We start from the raw sequence: 20,046 nt of genomic DNA, 5'->3' as shown, positions 1-20,046 counted from the left end.
CCTTCGTCGTCGGTGGGTCATGGCTGAGGCGGGTGGCGGGGCCGGGCGGGGCCCGGGTGGGCGGGGGCGTCGTCACCGGCCGCCCCGGGCGTGGCGGGCGATGTGGCGCAGCGCCTGGGCGAACTCCTCGGCCACCCGCCGCACGTCCGCCGTGGCGTGGACGGCGGGGCGGTGGTGCCAGGTGAAGGCGAGGCGGCCGTGCTGGACGGCGCCCACCACCTCCACCAGGTGCGAGCCGCCGTCGCGGGGGTCGTGGTCCCGTCCGAAGGAGCCGTGCTCGGTACGCACCAGCGCGCCCTCGGCGACCTGGGGACGCGCGTCCCACTGGCCGAGGTAGTTGAAGACCACCTGGCCGTGCGCGGCCCCGGCCAGGCGCTCGCGCACCTCGGGCGTGCCGAAGGTGCGCAGCGCCCCGAAGCCGAGCCCGTTGCCCGGTACCGCGCGCAGCTGGCGGCGGATCGACTTCACCAGGGCCCGCCAGTCGCGGTCGGGGCCGAGGTCCTCGGGGGCGGGCACCTGGAAGGCGACCGGGTAGACGGTGGTGAACCAGCCCACCGTGCGGGACAGGTCCACGCCCTCCAGCAGGTCCTCGCGGCCGTGCCCCTCCAGGTCCAGCCGGACCCGCTGCTGTCCCCGCCAGCGGGCCAGCGCCAGTGCGAGTGCGGCGAGCAGCACGTCGTTGACCCGGGTGCGGTAGGCCGCCGGCGCCGCCCGCAGCAGCGCCTCGGTGTCCTCCTGGCCCAACTCCACGGTGACCGTGGCCGTTTCGGCGGGCACGGTTCCCGCCGGGGCGCCTTCGGGGGCCGTCTCGGCGGCCACCGCCTGCTCCCAGTAGGGCAGTTCGTGGTCCAGGCCGCCGCCTGCGACGTGCGCGGCGAGTCCGAGTGCCCACTGCCGGAAGGAGGTGCCGCGCTCCCCCAGTGCGATCGCCCCGCCCCGCACGGCCTGCTGGTAGGCGCCCTCCAGGTCGTCGTGCAGCACCCGCCAGGAGACCGCGTCCACCACCAGGTGGTGGGCGACCAGGAGCAGGAACGCCGGCTGGTCCGGATCGCCGGTGAACAGGGCCGCGCGCAGCAGCGGACCGCCGGCCAGGTCGAAGCGGGTGTGCAGCTCGTCGGCGGCCTTGGCCATGGCGGCCTCGGCCTCCTGGGCGGTCTGTCCGCTCAGGTCGTGCTCGACGAGGAGGTCCGCCACCGGGGCCGGCGGCGGGTTGAACTGCTGCCAGCTCCCGTCCTCGGCACGGGTGTAGCGCATCCGCAGCGCGTCGTGGTGCTCCAGCAGCGCCTGCAGCGCGGCGGCGAGGGCCACCGGGTCGGGGGCGGCCTCCAGTTCCAGCAGCATGGACTGGTTGAAGTGGTGGTGGGCGGCGCGCGGGGAGTCGAGGAACCACTGCTGGATGGGGGTGAGCGGCACCTCGCCGCTGACCGGGCCCTCGCCCCCGCGTTCGGGAACGCTGCGCACCACGGCGGCCAGCTCGGCCAGGCTCTGGTGGGTGAACAGGTCCCGGGTGGCCAGGTGCAGTCCCTCGCGGCGCAGCCGGGAGACCACCTGCATGCTCAGGATGGAGTCGCCGCCCAGCACGAAGAAGTTGTCGTCGAGACCGACCTCCGCCACCCCCAGCACATCGGCCCAGATGCGGGCGACATGGCGCTCGGTGTCGGTGCGCGGCGCGCGGCGCGGACCGCCGGCCGCCGCGACGGGACCGGGCGCGGGCAGGGCGCGCCGGTCGGTCTTGCCGTTGGGCGTCAGCGGCAGGCTCTCCAGCGGCACGAACTGCGCGGGGATCATGTGGGGCGGCAGCAGGTCGGCCAGGTGCAGGCGCAGTTCGGTGACCGCCAGAGCCTCCGACGGTGCGGCGGCGCTCTGCTGCGCGGGGACCACGTAGGCCACCAGCCGACCCGGGACCGGGGCCGCCCCCTCGCCGGTCGCCTCGGTGTGCACCGTGACGACGGCATCGCGCACCAGCGGGCTGCGGCGCAGCGCGCTCTCGATCTCCCCCGGTTCGATCCGGAATCCGCGCAGCTTGATCTGCTCGTCCACGCGCCCGGCGAAGCGCAGCTCGCCGTCGGCGTCCCGGCGCGCGAGGTCGCCGGTGCGGTACATCCGCTCGCCCGGTGCGCCGTAGGGGTCGGGGAGGAACCGCTGGGCGGTCAGGCCCGGGCGGCCCAGGTAGCCGCGGGCCAGGCCCGGCCCGGCCACGTACAGCTCCCCCACCACCCCGGGCGGCACCGGGCGCAGCGCCGCGTCCAGCACGTGGGCGCGGGTCGCACCGCTGGGGCGCCCGATCGGCGGGGTACCGGTGCCCGGTGCGAGCGGGCCGGTCCAGGTCGCCACCACCGTGGCCTCGGTGGGCCCGTAGGAGTTGACCATCCGCCGGCCCGGTGCCCAGGTGTCGACCAGGTCGGCCGGGCAGGCCTCGGCGCCCACGATCAGGGTGCGCAGCTGCGGCAGCGCCGCGGCCGCCTGCGGATCGACGGTGGCCAGCGCCGCGGGCGGGATCAGCGTGTGGCTGATCCGCCGCCCGGCCAGCACCTCCGCCAGCCGCTCGCCCACCAGCGGGCCCTCCTCGCCGGTGACCAGCGCGGCGCCGCTGAGCAGTGAGACGCACAGTTCGAGGACCGAGGCGTCGAAGCTGGGCGAGGCGAACTGCAGGACCCGGTCGCCGGGGCCCACCGCGTACTGCTCGGCGCCGGCCGCGGCGAAGGAGGCCAGGCCCCGGTGGGTCACCAGTACGCCCTTGGGCGTGCCGGTCGAGCCGGAGGTGTAGATGACGTAGGCGGGGTGCGCGGGGGTGAGGGCGGTGGTGCGGTCGGCGTCGGTGGGCGCCTGGCTCGGTCCGTCCTGTGCCCACACCTCGCCGGGGTCGTCCAGCAGGAGGTGGGCGCGGGCGTCCTGCAGCATGAACTCCCGGCGCTGCGCCGGGTACTGCGGGTCCAGGGGCAGGAACGCCCCGCCCGCCTTGACGACGGCCAGCTGCGCCACCACCATCTCCGCCCCGCGCGGCAGCGCCAGCGCCACCAGGCGCTCGGGGCCGACCCCGCGTCCGATGAGCCGGTGGGCCAGGCGGTTGGCCGCCTGTTCCAGCTCGGCGTAGGTCCACTGCCGCTCGCCGTCCAGCAGTGCCAGCGCCTGCGGGGTGCGGGCCGCCTGACGTTCGAACAGCTGCGGCAGGGTGGCCTGCGCCACCGGGGGGAAGCTGCCCCGGGCCTGCTCCAGCAGGGCGGGCAGGTCCTCGCCGGGGGCCAGCGGCAGCGCGCCCAGCGGGCGTTCGGGGTCCTGCGCGACGGCGGTCAGCAGGGCGGTGAGCTGGGCGGCCATCCGCTCGGCCGTGGCCGCCTCGAACAGGTCCGTGTTGTAGGTGATCAGCCCGTGCAGCCCGCCGCCGTCCACCTCCGCGAACTCCAGGGTGAGGTCGAAGGCGGCCTGTTCCACCTCGGTGTCGACCTCCGTCACCTCGAGACCCGGCAGGTCGAGATCGGCCGCCGGGGTGTTCTGCAGCACCACCATGACCTGGAAGAGCGGACTGCGGCTGGTGTCGCGCAGCGGCTGGACCTCGTCCACCACCCGCTCGAACGGCACGTCCTGGTGCGCGAAGGCGTCCAGCACCGTCTGGCGCACCCCGCCGAGGAACTCGGCGAAGGAGAGGTGGGGCTCGGCCTGCGCGCGCAGCACCAGGGTGTTGACGAAGAACCCGATCAGGGCTTGCGTCTCGGCGCGCTCGCGGCCCGAGGTGACCGTGCCCACCGCGATGTCCGAGGCTCCGCCGAGCCGGGCCAGATAGGCCTGGGCGCAGGCGACCAGCGTGGTGAACACGGTGCAGCCGCGCTCCCGGCCGACCTCGGCCAGCCGGCGCGCCAGCGGGGCGGGCAGCTCCAGCCGGGTGGTGGCGCCGTTGCTGGTGCGCACGGCCGGGCGCGGCCGGTCGGTGGGCAGGTCGAGCGGCTGGATCCCCGCCAGGTGCTCATTCCAGTAGGCGAGTTGCTCCTCGCCGCCGGCGGCACGGGCGGTGCGCTGCCAGTGGGCGTAGTCGGCGTACTGCACCGCCAGCGGCGGCAACGCGGCCTCGGTGGAGCCCGTTTCGGCGCGGTAGAGGTGGGCCAGGTCGCCGAGGGCGACCGAGGTCGACCAGCCGTCGGTGACGATGTGGTGCACGGTGAGCGCCAGCACGTGCTCGTCCTCGGCCGACCGCACCGCGGTGGCGCGCAGCAGCGGCCCCTCGCGCAGGTCGAAGGGCCTGGCCCGCTCCTCGGCCAGCAACCGGCGCAGCGCGCCGTCGCGTTCGCCTCCGGGCAGCCGGGACAGGTCGTGCAGCGCCAGCGGCAGCTGCGCGGGCGGGTGGACGATCTGCACGCCGTGGCCGTCCACGCTCTCGAAGGTGGTGCGCAGCGACTCGTGGCGGGCCACCAGGGCGCTCAGCGCCGCGCGCAGGGCGCCGAGGTCCAGCGCGCCGCGCAGGCGCAGCGCGAGCGCGGTGACGTACTCCACCCCGCCGGGGGCGAACTCCTCCAGGAACCACAGGCGTTGCTGGGCGTAGGACATCGGCGAGGCCGCGCCGTCGCGTGCCACCGGGACGATCGCCGCCTGCGCGCGCCCGCTCTGCTCGGTCAGCAGCCGGGCCAGCGCGGCGGGCGTGGGGTGGGTGAAGACCGCACGCGGGGTGAGATCGGTGCCGAACACCTCGCCCAGCCGGGAGGCGAGCCGGATGCTGAGGATGGAGTCGCCGCCGAGCCGGAAGAAGTCCTCCTCCACCCCCGGCTCCTGCCCGCCGAGCACCTCGGCGAAGACCTCCACCGTGCGGCGCTCGGCCCCGGTGCGCGGCGCCACCCGCTCACGCCCGGCGGCGGTGTCCGAGGGCGCCGGCAGGGCCGCACGGTCGACCTTGCCGTTGCCGGACAGCGGGAGGGCGGCGAGCGGGACGAAGGCGGCGGGCACGAGGTAGTCGGGCAGCAACCCGGCGGCGAACGAGCGCAGTTGCTCGGCCTGCTGCCCCGCCGGGCCGACCACGTAGGCCACCAGCCGCTTGCCGCCGTGCTCCTCCTCGCGCACGACCACGGCGACGTCGCTGACACCGGGGTGCGTGGCGAGCGCGGCCGCCACCTCGCCGGGCTCCACCCGGAAGCCGCGGATCTTCACCTGGTCGTCCACCCGGCCCAGGAACTCCAGCATGCCGTCCGCCCGCCGCCGGGCCAGGTCGCCGGTGCGGTACATCCGGGCCCCGGGCGCGCCCAGCGGATCGGCCAGGAAGCGCGCCGCGGTCTGCCCGGGCCGGCCCAGGTAGCCGCGCGCCACCCCCTCGCCGGCCACGAACAGCTCGCCGACGCAGCCCGGCGCGACCGGCCGCAGCCGCCCGTCCAGGACGTGCACCCGCTTGTCGTCCAGCGGGTGGCCGATCGGCACCACCTCGGGCACCGCCGCCGCGTCGGTCAGCGGGTGGGCGGTCGCGAAGGTCGTGGTCTCGGTGGGCCCGTAGCCGTCCACCACGCCCAGCCCCGGGCAGGCGGCCATCACCCGGCGCACGGCCGCGCCCGGCACCACGTCACCGCCGGTCCACAGCCGGCGCAGCCCCGCGAAGCAGTCGGGCGCGTCCTGGGCCAGCAGTCGGAAGAGTCCGGCGGTCAGCCACAGCGCGGTGAGCCCCTCACCGGCGAGCCGCCGCAGCAGCGCCGCGTCCACCGGGCCCTCGGGGGCCACCACCACGCAGCCGCCGGTCAGCAGCGGCGCCCACACCTCGAAGGTCGCGGCGTCGAAGGCCACCGGCGAGTGCAGCAGCACCTGGGCGCACACGCCATCGGCGAAGCGGCTGTCGGTGGCCAGCGAGGCCACGTCACGGTGGCGCACCGCCACGGCCTTGGGCTGCCCGGTGGAGCCGGAGGTGAACATCACGTACGCCAGGCGGTCGGGGTCGAGGGGCCGGGCGGGCGGCGCCGGCGGCCCGGCCTCCCCGCCGCGCGCGGCGGTGACCCGGGCCGCGGTGACCTCGGCCGCGGTCAGCCGCACGGTGGCGCCCGCCTGGGCGAGCAGGGCGCCGCGCCGCTCCTCGGGCGCCCGGCCGTCCACCGGCAGGTAGGCGCCGCCGGCCTTCAGCACGGCCAGTTGGGCGACGACCAGCTCCGCCGAGCGGTCCATCAGCAGCGCCACCCGTCCCTCGGCGGCCAGCCCTCCGGCCAGCAGCAGGGCGGCCAACTGCTCCGACCACAGGTCGAGCTGACGATACGTCAGCTCCTGCTCACCCGCGCGCACCGCGAGGGCGTCCGGGGTGCGGCGGGCCTGCTCGGCGAAGAGCTCCACCGGGCTCGCCGGGGACGCTGCGCGGGTGGTGGTGTTCCAGGACGCCAGCAGCGCCCGGTCGGCGGCGGTGAGCGGCTCCAGCCGGGCGAGGTCGCCGTCGCGGCGGTCGTCGAGGCTGTCGGCGATGGCGGTGAGCAGCACGGCCAGGCGCTCCGTCGCCGCCTGCACGGTGGCACGGTCGAACAGCGCCGGGTCGTAGGCCAGGTCGAAGCCGAGCCGCTCGGCCAGGTAGGCGCGCAGGCACCAGGCGAAGGTGGTGGCGTCCTCGGCGCGCACCTCCTCGACCCGCACGCCGGTGCGGTCCGCGACCGACTCGTCGACGGGGTAGTTCTCGAACACCACCATGCTGTCGAACAACGCCTCACCGGCGGGCACCTCGCCCAGTGCCTGGATGCGGGAGAGCGCCAGGTGGTCGAAGCGGCGGCTGTCGCTCTGCCCCTCCTGCAGCTCCCGCAGCCAGGCGCGCACACTGCCGCTGTCCGGGATCCGCACCCGGGCCGGCACCGTGTTGATGAACATGCCGATCATCGACTCGACGCCGGGCAGTTCGGCCGGGCGCCCGGAGACGGTGGTGCCGAACACCACGTCCCCCACCCCGCCCGAGCGCGCCAGCAGCAGCGCCCAGGCGCCCGCCAGCACGGTGTTGACGGTCAGTCCGGCGCCGGCCGCGCTCGCCCGAAGGCGCTGCGAGAGCTCCTCGTCCAGCTCGTGGTGGACGGCCGCGACGGAGCGGGCACGGTGCGCCTGGCCCGGCGGGCGGTCGTAGGGCAGCGGGGTGCGCGCGGCGAAGCCGGCCAGCAGCTGCGCCCAGTGGGCCTCGGCCGCGTCCTGGTCCTGCTCGTCCAGCCAGCGCAGGAAGTCCGCGAACGGCCGCCGCACCAGCCCGGGAACGGGCGCACCGCCCAGCAGTGCGCCGTACTGCTCGCACACCTCGGTGAGCAGCTGACCGCTGCTCCAGCCGTCCAGGATCAGGTGGTGGGTGGACCACAGCAGCAGCACCTCGTCGCCGGGCAGCGCCGCCAGGGTGAGGCGGGTGAGCGGGGCGCGGGTCAGCTCCATCTCCGTCGCCGCATCGGCGGCCAGCAGCCGCTCGGTCCGCGCCGCCCGCTGCTCGGGCGAAAGGCCGCGCCAGTCCAGCTGGGCGATCGGCAACTCGGCTTTGCTGTGCACCAGTTGGACCGGGTGCGGCAGCTGTCGCCAGTGCACGCTGGTGCGCAGCGCCTCGGTGCGGTCGGCCACCTGCTGCCAGGCCGCGGCGAACGCGTGCGGGTCGGCCACGCCCGACAGGCGCACCACGATCCGGTCCACGTAGGCGCCCTCGCGGTCGAGGAGGCCGTGGAAGAGCATCCCGGACTGCAGCGGGGTCAGCGGCAGCACCTCGGCGACCTCGCGCCCGTCGCCGACCAGGGCGTCCAGCCGGTCCTGGGCCAGCGCGGCGAGCGGGAAGTCGGACGGGGTGCGGCCACCGGCCCCGGGGGCGGCGCAGTGCGCCACGATCTCGCGCAGCGCCGCGCACATCTCCTCGGCCAGCCCGCGCACGGTGGCCTCGTCGTAGACGGCCGACGGGTAGGTCCAGCCCAGCTCCAGGCGTCCGTCCTGGACCACCCCGGTGATCTCCAGCAGGTAGGGCCGCACCTCCTCCGGGTCGCTGTCGCGCCCGGCCCCGGGCAGCGTGGCGCGGTAGAGGCCCTCGGCCTCCCCGGAGGTGCCGGCGGCGTCGAACCGGCCGTGGTAGTTGAAACCGACCTGCGGGGCCGCCGAGGGCACGCCCTGCGGCAGCAGGTGGCGCAGCGCGCCGTGGCCGAGTCCGTGCAGCGGGACGGCGCGCAGCTGTTCCTTGACCGAGCGCAGGGTGTCGTGCCAGCCCGCCTCGGGGGCCACCCGCAGGGCGAGCGGGAACTCGGCGGTGAACCAGCCCACCGTCCGGGAGAGGTCCAGGTCCGCGAAGAGGTCCTCGCGGCCGTGCCCCTCCATGCCGATCAGCACGCTCTCGCGCCCGCACCAGCGGGCCAGGGTGCGGCCCAGGGCGCTCAGCAGCACGTCGTTGACCTGGGTGCGGTAGACGGCCGGGACCTGGCGCAGCAGCGCCTGCGTCGCCTGCTCGTCCAGGGTGACGCTGACCGTGGCCGCCGCGCCGTGGGTGTTCGGGCCCGGCCGGCCCGCGGGCAGCGCGGCGGGAGCCGCGGCGGTGCGGGTCCAGTACGGCGCGTCCGCGGACAGGCCGCCGGCGCGGGTGTGCTGCTCCAGCCGGGTGGCCCAGTGCGCGAAGGAGGTTCCCGCCGGGGGCAGTTCGGCGCTCCCGCCCGCCGCGGCCAGGCGGTGGGCCGCCGCGAGGTCGGCCAGCAGGATGCGCCAGGAGACGCCGTCCACGGCCAGGTGGTGGATGGTGAGGACGAGCTGGCCCGGCTCCCGCGCGCCGCGGTCGAAGAAGAGCACCCGGGCCAGGCGGCCCGCGGTGGGATCGAGGGCCGCCTGCGCCTGCTCGGTGGCGCGCTGCACCTCGGCCTCCAGGGCGGCGGGGTCGAGGCCGGCCGCCTCGTGCCGGGTGAAGACGCCCTGCGGCGCGTGGTCCAGCACCTCCTGGTACCAGCCGTCCTCGCCGCGGCGGAACCGGGTGCGCAGCGCGGCGTGGCAGCGCAGCACGGCCGCCACCGCCGCGCCGAGCGCCACGGGGTCGGTGCCCAGGGCGAGTTCGAGGCGCTGGGTCATGGTGAAGCGCAGCGCGTCGCCCGGGCGGCGGGCGTCCAGGTACCAGTGCTGGATGGGGGTGAGCGGGGCCTGACGGGGCGCCGGCTCGGCGCCGGGCACCTGCGCGGTGGCCACCTCGCCGACCCGCAGCGCGAGTTCGGCCACGCTCTGGTACCGGAAGACGTCCTTGGTGGTCAGGGCCAGCCCGGCGGCCCGGGCCCGCGAGACGATCTGGATGCTGAGGATCGAATCGCCGCCCAGCGCGAAGAAGTTGTCCTGCGCGCCGACCCGGGCCACGCCCAGCACCTCGGCCCAGATCGCGGCCAGCGCCTCCTCGGTGCCGGGGCGCGGCGCCAGGTAGGCGGTGGTGGTCTCGGGCCGGTCGGGCGGTGCGGGCAGCGCGCGGCGGTCGGTCTTGCCGCTGGTGGTGCGCGGGATCCCGGTCAGCGGCACGAACGCGGCGGGCACCATGTGGTCGGGCAGGGTGCGCCGCAGCCGGGCACGCAGTTCGTCGGCGGGCGGCACCCGCTCCCCGGCGGGCACCAGGTAGGCCACCAGCATCAGGCGCCCGGCGTGCTCACGGGCGATCACCGTGCAGTCGGCGACCTCCGGGTCGGCCAGGACGGCGGCCTCCACCTCCCCCGGCTCGATCCGGAAGCCGCGGATCTTGACCTGCTCGTCGACCCGGCCCAGGAACTCCAGCCGCCCCTGCGCGTCCCAGCGCGCCCGGTCGCCGGTGCGGTACATCCGCGCCCCCGGCGGCCCGAAGGGGTCGGGCAGGAAGCGGGCGGCGGTCAGGCCGGGCCGGTTCAGGTAGCCGCGGGCCACCTGCGCCCCGGCCAGGTGGAGCTCCCCCGGCATCCCCGGCGGTACCGGCCGCAGCGCCTCGTCGAGCAGGTGGGCGCGCAGGCCTCCGCCTGGGCGGCCGATCACCGGGCGTTCGGGGCTGTCGGTGCAGCGCCCGTAGACGGCGTCGACCGTGCACTCGGTGGGCCCGTACATGTTGTAGGCGGTGACGCCGAGGCCGGCCGCCGCGCACAGCTGCTGCCAGGCGGCGGCCGGGACGGCCTCGCCGCCCACCAGCAGCAGCCGCGGGTGGTGACGGCCGGGCGCGAGCAGCCCGGCGGCGGTGAGTTCGCGCAGGTAGGAGGGGGTGACGTTGACCAGGTCCAGGCGCCTTTCGGCGATCTGGGCGCAGAAGGCCTGCGGGTCCAGCCGCACCTCCTCGTCGATCAGGTGCACCTCCTGGCCGAGGGCCAGCAGCAGCGCGCCCTCCCAGCTGGTGTCGAAGGAGAACGAGGCGCTCAGCGCCATCCGCAGCCGGTGCCCGTCCGCGGTGTGCGGCTCGACCAGCGAGGTGCGGTGGTCCAGGCAGAGGTTGACCAGCTGGCGGTGCTCCACCAGGACGCCCTTGGGCCGGCCGGTGGAGCCGGAGGTGTAGATGATGTAGGCGCCGTGCTCGGGCAGCAGCGCCCCGGTGCGGTCCGCATCCGTCAGGTCGTGGGCGGGCAACTGCTCCCACGGCACCTCGCGCAGGCTCTCCGCCGTCAGCACGGTCTGCGGCCGGGCGTCCTCCAGCAGCAGGGCGGCCCGCTCGGCGGGCAGCTCCAGGTCGACGCAGAGCACGGTGGCGCCCGCCTTGAGCACCGCGAGGAGCGCCACCACCGCGTCCGCGGTGCGCGGCAGCCGCAGGGCGACCACCCGCTCCGGCCCCGCTCCCAGGCCCGCCAGGTGACGGGCGAGCCGGTTGGAGCGCTCGTTGAGGGCCGCGAAGTCGAGGGCGGCGTCCCGGGCCACCAACGCGGTGGCCCCCGGGGTGCGGGCCGCCTGGGCCTCGAAGAGCGCGGGGAAGGTGGCCCGGCTTGCGGGCAGCGCCGGGCCCCGCCCCCAGGCCAGTACCTGCTCCTGCTCATCGGCCGTCATCAGCGGCAGGGCGCCGACCGCGCGCTCCGGGTCCTCGGCCACCGCCGCCAGCAGGACCTGCAGCCGGGCGGCCAGGCCCGCGATGCTCGACGCGTCGAACAGGTCGGTGTTGTACTCCAGGTGCGCGGTCAGGCCGCCGTCCTGCTCGACGAAGTCGAAGGAGAGGTCGAAGGTCGCGCCGCGCACCGGCACCGACACCGGTGCCACGGCCAGCCCCGGCAGCCGGGGTGCCTCGGCGCCCAGGTTGTGCAGGGCCACCATCACCTGGAACAGCGGCGTGCGGCTGGTGTCGCGCTCGGGCTGCAGCGCGTCGACGACCTGCTCGAAGGGCACCTCCTGATGGGCGAACGCTTCCAGCACTGCGGTACGCGCCTGCGCCAGCAGCTCGCGGAACGACGCCTCGCGGCGCACCTGCCCGCGCAGCACCAGGGTGTTGACGAACATGCCGACCACGTCGTGCAGTTCGTGCCGCTCCCGGCCCGAGGCGACGGTGCCGACCGTGACGTCCGGCTGGCCGGCCCAGCGGGCGAGCAGCACCTGGCAGGCCGCCAGCAGGGTCATGTAGAGCGTGGCGTCGGCCTCCCGGCCGCGCTCGCGCAGCCGGGAGGTCAGCTCGGCGGGCAGCGTGACGGTCAGCAGCGCCCCCGCGCGGGTGCGCACCGCAGGGCGCGGCCGGTCGGTGGGCAGCTCCAGCGGCACCAGACCCGCGAGCGCCCGGCGCCAGTGCGCCAGGTCCGCCTCGGCGCGCTCGGTGCGGGCGCGCTGCCAGGCGGCGTAGTCGGCGTACCGCACGGGCAGCGCGGGCAGCACGGGTTCGCGCCGCTCGCAGGCCGCCGTGTACAGCTCGCCCAGGTCGCGGCCGAGCACCGCCATCGACCAGCCGTCGGTGACGATGTGGTGCACCGCCAGCGCGAGCACGTGCTCGTCCGCGGCCAGCCGCACCAGGCGGGCGCGCAGCAGCGGCCCGGCGGCCAGGTCGAAGGGCGTGGCGGCCAGGCGCTCCAGCAGCGCCTCCAGCGCCGCCGGGTCGTCCCCGGTCAGGTCGTGGAGCGTCAGCTCGACCGGCCGCGGCGGGTGCACCAGCTGGCGCGCCCGGCCGTCCTGCTCGGCGAAGGTGGTCCGCAGCGCCTCGTGCCGGGCCACCAGAGCGGTCAGGGCCGTGCGCAGCGCCTGCCGGTCGAGTCCGCCGCGCAGACGCAGCACGGACAGCGTCGTGTACTCGGTGCTGCCCGGCTCGAAGCGGTCCAGGAACCAGAGCCGCTGCTGGGCGTAGGACAGCGGCACCTCGGCGCCCTCGTCCACCGCGGGGATGACCCCCGCGGCGTCCGCGCCGACCGGGCCGGCGAGGGCGGCGGCCAGCTCCGCCAGCACCGGGTGGCTGAAGAGCAGCCGGGGCGAGACCTCGCCGCCGAAGGCCGCCCGCAGCCGGGAGGTGACCCTGATCGCCAGGATCGAGTCACCGCCGAGCGCGAAGAAGTTGTCCCCCGCGCCGACCTCCTCGGTGTCCAGCACCTGCGCCCACGCCTCGGCGACCAGGTGCTCGGCGCGGGTGCGCGGCGCGATGTGCTCGGGGCCGGCGGCGAAGCCGTCGGGCCCCGGCGCGGGCAGGGCGCGCCGGTCGAGCTTGCCGTTGACGGTCAGCGGCAGGGCCGCCATCGGGACGTAGGCGGCGGGCACCAGGTAGGCGGGCAGCAGCCGTTCGAGGTGGGCCCGCAGCTCGGCCGCGCCCGGCGGCGTCGGGCCCTCGCCCACCACGTGGGCCACCAGGCGGCGGGTGCCGGCGCCGTCCTGGTACACGCCGACGGTCGCCTCGCGCACGCCCGGGTGGGTGTGCAGCGCGGCCTCGATCTCGCCGGGCTCGATCCGGTAGCCGCGGATCTTCACCTGCTGGTCGGCCCGCCCCAGGTACTCCAGCGTGCCGTCCGCGCGCCAGCGCGCCCGGTCGCCGGTGCGGTACATCCGGCTGCCCGGCGCCCCGAACGGGTCGGCCACGAAGCGGGTGGCCGTCAAGCCCGGGCGGTTCAGGTAGCCGCGCGCCAACCCCTCGCCCGCCACGTACAGTTCGCCCACCGCGCCGGCGGGCACCGGCGCGCGGTCGGCGTCCAGCACGTACACGCGCAGGTCGGCGATGCCGGTGCCGATCGGCCCCGGGCCGCCCGCGGCGGCCGTCGCGGCGTCCAGTTCGGCGTGGGTGACGTGCACGGTGGTCTCGGTGATGCCGTACATGTTCACCAGCCGCGGCGCGTCCTGCGGGTGGCGGGCGTACCAGTGGGCGAGCCGGGTCACCTCCAGCGCCTCGCCGCCGAAGACGACCGTGCGCAGCGCCAACCGGTCACCGAGATCGGGGTGTTCGGCGTCCGCGCGGATCAGCGGGTAGAACGCCGAGGGGGTCTGGTTGAGGACGGTGACCTGCTCCTCGGCCAGCAGGCGCAGGAAGTCCTCCGGCGAGCGGGCGGTGTCCTCGGGCACCACCACCAGCCGACCGCCGTGCAGCAGCGGGCCCCACAGCTCCCAGACCGAGAAGTCGAAGGTGTAGGAGTGGAAGAGCGTCCACACGTCGTCCGCGCCGAAGCCGAACAGCCCCTGGGTCCGGTCGAACAGCCGCACCACGTTGGCGTGCGGCACCACGACGCCCTTGGGGCGGCCGGTGGAGCCGGAGGTGAAGATCGCGTAGGCCGGGCTGTCCGGCAGCGGCCGGTGCGCGGCGGGCAGCGCGGCGGCCGGGCGAAGTGCCAGGTCGGCCCGCACCTGCGCCTCGTCCAGTGCCACCACCGGGACCGCGCTGCTGCCCGCGAGTTGCGGTGAGAGCGCCACCAGCGCCACCGGCCGGGCGTCGTCCAGCAGCTGGGCCAGGCGCTCGGCGGGCAGCTGCGGATCCAGCGGCAGATAGGCCGCGCCCGTCTTGAGGACGGCCAGCACCGCGACCACCTGGTCGACCGAGCGCGGCAGCGCGAGGGCCACGAACCGCTCGGGCGCGGCGCCGAGTTCGGCCAGCCGGTGGGCGAGCCGGCCGGCCCGCGCGTCCAGGGTCGCGTAGTCCAGCCGGTCCTCGCCACAGCTGACGGCCGGGGCCCGCGGGGTGCGGGCGGCCTGCGCCTCGAAGAGGTCCACCAGGGTCCGGGCGGGCCGGCCCTGCGCGGTGCCGTTCCAGTCCACCAGGATGCGGCGCCGCTCCTCCTGGCTCGTCCAGGCGAGCGCGCGCAGCGGGCGCTCGAGGCCGTCGGCGAGCCCGGTGAGCAGCAGGCAGAGCCGCTCGGCCAGGGTGCGCACGGTCGCGGCCTCGAAGAGCCGCGGGTCGTAGGCGAGGTCGAAGCCCAGCACCTCGCCCTGGTAGGCGCGCAGCACCAAGGGGTAGTTGGTGGCGTCGTGGGAGGAGACCTCGGCGAGGCGCACACCGGAGTCGGCGGCGCGGCCGGCGTCGAAGGGGTAGTTCTCGAAGGCGACCATGCTCTCGAAGAGCGCGCCGCCCGAGGGCACCTCGCTGAACCCGGTCAGCTCGGCGAGCGAGACGGCGGCGAAGCGCCGGGCCTCGGCCTGCGCCTGCTGCAGCTCGGCCAGCCAGGCCGCGGCGGTCCGCGCGCCGTCCACCCGGACCCGGGTGGGCAGGGTGTTGATGAACATGCCGATCATCGACTCGACGCCCGGCAGGTCGTCCGGTCGACCCGAGACGGTGGTGCCGAAGAGCACGTCCGGCTCGTCGCTGTAGCGCGACAGCAGCAGCGCCCAGGCGCCCTGCACCAGGGTGTTGAGCGTCAGCCCGGCCTGCCGGGCGGTGCGGGCCAGGCGGGCGGAGGCCTGCTCGGAGAGCGCGGCCGTGTGCACCCCGGCCGACCGGACGGCCTGCTCGGGGCGCCGCGGGTGGTCCGCCGGCAGCGCGGTCACCGTGGCGAAGCCGTCCAGCACACCGCGCCAGTGCGCGCGGGCGGCCTCGGTGTCCTGCTCGGCCAGCCAGCGCACGTAGTCGCCGAACGGGCGGCGCACGGCGGGCCGCACCGGGGTGCCGGCGGTCAGGGCCGCGTACTCCTCGAACACCTCGGTGAGCACCTGGGCCAGGCTCCAGCCGTCCAGGATCAGGTGGTGCGAGGTCCACAGCAACTGGACCTGTTCGTCGGGCAGGTGGACCAGGGTGAGGCGCATCAGGGGTGCGACGGCGATGTCCAGGCCCTGGGCAAGGTCGGCGGCGCGCAGCGCGGCCAGCTGCTGCGCGCGCTCGCCCGCACCGGCCGCGCGCAGGTCCAGGTGGACCACCGGGACGCGCACCTCGCGGTGCACCACCTGCAGCGGGACGGGCACGCCCTCCCACACCACCGAGGTGCGCAGCGCGGGCGTGCGGTCGGCGACCCGCTGCCAGGCCGCGGCCAGCGCCGCGGGGTCGCCGACGCCCGCCAGGAGCAGGGCGGCCTGGTCGACGTAGACGTCCTGCGCGTCGCCGACCAGGCGGTGGAAGAGCATGCCCTCCTGCAGCGGGGTCAGCGGCAGCAGGTCCGCCACCTGCCGCCCGTCGCCCACCAGCCGGTCCACGGCCGCCTGATCGAGGCGGGCGAGCGGGAAGTCGGAGGGGGTGCGTCCACCGGCCCCCGGGCGGGCGCAGTGCTCGACGACGGCGGCCAGCGCGGCGGTCATCGCGTGCGCCAGGGAGCGGACGGTGGCGGTGTCGTGCACCTGGTCGCTGTAGTGCCAGGTGATCTCCAACTCCCCGTCGGCCACCACGGCGGAGATGTCGAGCAGGTGGTCCAGCGGCTCCTCGGGGTCGATGTCGCGGCCCGGCACCTCGCCGGCGGGGGCGAAGTCCCCGCCGGCGGCGGCCGTCCACTGGCCGTGGTAGTTGAAGCACACCTGCGGCAGCGCGGCCCGGCCCAGCGCGCGGGCGTCGGGGTGGGGCGAGCCGAGGCGGGCCAGCGCCTCGTAGCTGAGGCCGCGCCGGGGCACCGCCCGCAGCAGCTCCTTGACCGTCTTCAGGGTGGTGGCCCAGTCGGGGGCCACCGTGAGGGTGACGGGGTACTGGGAGGTGAACCAGCCGACCGTGCGGGAGAGGTCCAGGTCGGCTGCGCCGAGCTCCTCGCGGCCGTGGCCCTCCAGCGTGACGGCCACCTGGTCGGTGCCCGTCCAGTCGGCCAGCACCCGGCCCAGCGCGCTCAGCAGCACGTCGTTGACCTGGGTGCGGTAGACGCCGGGCACCTCGCGCAGCAGCGCCTCGGTGGTGGCCCGGTCGACCCGGGTGCGCAGGGTGCGCACCGAGCCGGCCAGCGGGGTGCCGGGACGGTCCACCGGCAGCGGGGCCACCGCGGCCCGGGTCTGGGCGGTCCAGTGCGGCAGGTCCTCGTCCAGGCCGCCGGCCCGCACGTGTGCGGCCAGGGCGTGGGCCCAGTCGGTGAACGCGGTCTGCTCGGGGGCAAGGCTCACCGGTCCGCCGGCCACCGCCTGGCGGTAGGCGCCCGCCAGGTCGGCCAGCAGCACCCGCCAGGAGACGCTGTCCACGGCCAGGTGGTGGGCCGTCAGGAAGAGCCGGGGCCGGGCCCCGTCCGGCGCGGGCAGCAGGACGGCGCGCAGCAGGGCGCCGGTGGCCGGGTCCAGCTGCGCGCGGGCGGCGTCGGCCGCGGCGGCGGCATCGGCAGCAGCAGCGTCGGCGTCGGCGGCCGGGTCGTGCCGGGTCAGCAGGCCGGTGGCCGCGCCCGCGCCGGGCTGCTGCCGCCAACTGCCGTCCTCGGCGCGGGTGAAGCGGGTGCGCAGCGCCGGGTGCGCGGCCACCAGCGCGTGCAGCGCCTGCGCCAGGGCGCGCTCGTCCAGGTCGTGCGGCAGGTCCAGCAGCATCGACATGGTGAAGTGGCGCAGCGGTCCGTGGGTGGCGAGGAACCACCCCTGCACCGGGGTCAGCGGGGCCGGGCCCTGCTCGCGCACCCGGGGGGCGGGGGCCGGGTCGGCGGGGCGGCGGGCGGCGGCGACCAGGTCGGCGACCGTCTGGTGGCGGAAGACGTCGCGCGAGCTGAGCTGCAGGCCCGCCGCGCGGGCGCGGGAGACGGCCTGGATGCTCAGGATCGAGTCGCCGCCCAGCTCGAAGAAGTTGTCGGTGACGCCCACCCGGGCCACCCCGAGCACCTCGGCCCAGATGGCGGCCAGGGTCTGCTCCTCGGGGGTGCGCGGCGCGGTGAACTCCCGCTCGTGCGCCTCGGCCCCGGGGTCCGGGGCGGGCAGCGCGCGGCGGTCCAGCTTGCCGCTGACGGTCAGCGGCAGCGCCGGCAGCGCGGTGAACGAGGAGGGCACCAGGTGGTCGGGCAGCACCCGCCGCAGGGCCGCGCGCAGCTCGGCGGCCGACGGTGCGGCGCCCGCCGTGACGGGCACGACGTAGGCCGCCAGGCGCAGGTGGCCGTGGGCGTCGGGCAGCGCGAGGACGGCGGCGGCGGCGAGCTCCGGCAGGTCGAGCAGGGCCGCCTCCACCTCGCCCGGCTCGATCCGGTGGCCGCGCACCTTGACCTGGTCGTCCGCACGCCCCAGGTACTCCAGCTGCCCGTCCGCCGTCCAGCGGGCCAGGTCGCCGGTGGCGTACATCCGGGAGCCGGACGGCCCGAACGGGTCGGCCACGAAGCGGGCGGCGGTCGGCCCCGGCCGGTTCGCGTAGCCGCGGGCCAGCTGCGCCCCCGCCAGGTACAGCTCCCCGCTCACCCCGGGCGGCACCGGCTGCAGCCGGTCGTCCAGCACGTACGCCCGCACACCCGGCAGCGCGCGCCCGACCAGCGGGCGGTCCTGGTCCGCGATCCGGCAGGCCGCCGCGTCGACGGTGCACTCGGTGGGGCCGTAGAAGTTGTAGGCGGTCACCCGCGGGTGACCGGCCAGTTCGCGCCACAGGGCCGGGCCCACCGCCTCGCCGCCGAGCATCAGCACCCGCGGGCAGTGCCGGGGGTCGCTGAGCAGCCCGGCGGGCAGCAGCTGGCCCAGGTAGGTGGGCGTCAGGTCCAGGAAGTCGATGCGGTGGCGCACCACGTACTCCACCAGCGCGCCCGCGTCCATCCGGGTGTCCTCGTCCACCAGGTGCAGCGGGTGGCCGTCGGCCAGCAGCAGCACCCCCTCCAAGGAGGTGTCGAAGGAGAAGGAGGCCGTCAGCGCCACCCGCAGCGGGCCGCCGCCCGCCTCGGCGACGAAGCCCGCCCGGTGCGCGGCCAGCAGGTTCAGCATCGCGCGGTGCTCCACCGCGACGCCCTTGGGGCGGCCGGTGGAGCCGGAGGTGTACAGGAGGTAGGCGGTGTTCGCCGGGCGCAGCGGGGCGTGGCGCTCCGCGTCGCCCGGGTTCGTGTCGGGGGCGGTGGCGGGCACCGCGGCCAGCGCCTGCTCGTCGAGCACCAGCGCCGGGCGGGCGTCGGCCAGCAGGTGGCGCACCCGTTCCTCGGGCAGCGCCCGGTCCAGCGGCAGGTAGCCCGCGCCGGCCTTCCAGACGGCGAGGATCGCCACGACCAGGTCGGCGGTGCGCGGCAGCCGCAGCGCCACCAGCTGCTCGGGGCCCGCGCCCCGGGCGATGAGGTGGTGGGCGAGCCGGTTGGCGCGGGCGTTGAGGGCGGCGTAGTCGAGCCGCTCGTCGCCGGCGACCAGGGCCAGGGCGTGCGGGTCGGACGCCGCCCGGCGCTCGAATAGTTCGGGGTAGGCGATGGACTCGACGGGCAGCGCAGGGGCGTGCCGCTCCCGCGTCAGCTCGCGCACCTGCTGCGCCGAGAGCAGCGCCACCGTGCCCAGCGGGCGGTCCGGTTCGGCGCTCGCGCCCGCCAGCAGCCGCAGCAGCTGGTCGGCCATCCGCTCGGCGGTGGCCGCCTCGAAGAGGTCGGCGCGGTACTCCAGCAGGCCGGTCAGCTGCTCGCCGTCCGGCACGAACTCCACGCTCAGGTCGAAGGTGGCGGCCTGGCGCGGCACGTCCACCGGCGAGACGGCCAGGCCCTGCGGGGCGCCGGCGGCGGGCGGCGCGGGGTGCAGCAGCACCATCACGTCGAACAGCGGGTTGCGGCCCGCCTCGCGGGGCGCGCCCACCGCCTCGACCAGCCGCTCGAAGGGCGCCTCGCCGTGTGCGAAGGAGTCGTTGACGGTCTCGGCGCAGCTCGCCAGCAGGGTGCGGAAGGAGTCGGTGGACGCGACCGGGGTGCGCAGCACCACCGTGTTGACGAAGCAGCCGACCGCCCGTTCCAGCTCGGTGCGCGCGCGTCCGGGGGTCAACGAGCCCACCGTGATGTCCTGTTGGCCGGACCAGCGGGCCAGCAGCGCCTGGGTGGCGGCCACCAGCGCGGTGTGCAGCGTGGTGTGCTGCTCGGCGGCCAGCTCGCGCAGCCGGGCCACCAGCGGCGCGGGCACGGTGAAGCCGTGGATCGCCCCGGGTCCGGCCTCCTCGCCGCGGCGCGGGTGGTCCAGCGGCAGCGCGGGTGCCATCGCGCCGGCCAACTGGTTCTTCCAGTAGGCGAGATGACCTTCCAGTCTGGCACCGGAGAGCTGCTCGCGCTGCCAGGCGGCGAAGTCCGGGTACTGCGTCGCCACCGCCGCGAGCGCCGGCTCGGCGCCCCGGGCGAGCGCGTCGTAGGCGGTGCACAGCTCGTCCAGGACCACGCCCATCGACCAGCCGTCGGTGACGATGTGGTGCGCGGTCAGCAGCAGCACGTGCGAGCCGGCCGGCTCGCGCACCAGCAGCGCCCGCAGCACCGGGCCCTGGCAGAGGTCGAAGGGGCGCGAGTACTCGGCCAGCAGGGTCGCGTCCAGGGCCTGCGGCCCGGTCAGTTCCTGGACGGGCAGCGGCAGCGGCTGCGCCGGGTGGACGGTCTGCGCCAGGCGGCCGTCACTCTCCTCGAAGGTGGTGCGCAGCGCCTGGTGGCGCTCCACCACCAGCGCCAGCGCCCGGGCCAGCGCCTCGCGGTCCAGCGGCCCGGTGAAGCGCACGGCGACGGCGCTGTTGTAGCGGGGGTCGCCGGGGCTCAGCCGGTCCAGGAACCACAGGCGCTGCTGGACGAAGGAGAGCGGCAGCGGGCGGGTGCGGTCGGCCTGCGGGATGCCCCGGCCGGCGGTGGCGGCACCCTCGCCGCCGCCGGTGCGTCCGGCCAGCCGGCGGCGCAGCGCCTCCTGGAGGTCGGCGGGCAGGGCCGCGGCGCGGTCGCGCTTCGAAGACGTCATGGTCGTCCGTTC

General features: G+C 76.5%; 1 protein-coding gene. It reads right to left on the bottom strand.

What is annotated here, in order from left to right:
- Window positions 1–72: 72 nt before the first annotated feature.
- The gene (locus OG294_RS38770; protein ID WP_327071271.1) at window positions 73–20,034 is read right to left on the bottom strand and encodes a non-ribosomal peptide synthase/polyketide synthase; all 19,962 of its coding nucleotides are present in this window, start codon (window positions 20,032–20,034) and stop codon (window positions 73–75) included.
- Window positions 20,035–20,046: the final 12 nt, after the last annotated feature.

Origin of the sequence: Kitasatospora sp. NBC_01302, assembly GCF_035976515.1 — a bacterium.
In the GTDB taxonomy this organism is placed as follows: Bacteria; Actinomycetota; Actinomycetes; order Streptomycetales; family Streptomycetaceae; genus Kitasatospora.
The sequence above is the reverse complement of the archived record's forward strand: the minus strand, read 5'-3'. Positions and strand labels throughout refer to the sequence as shown.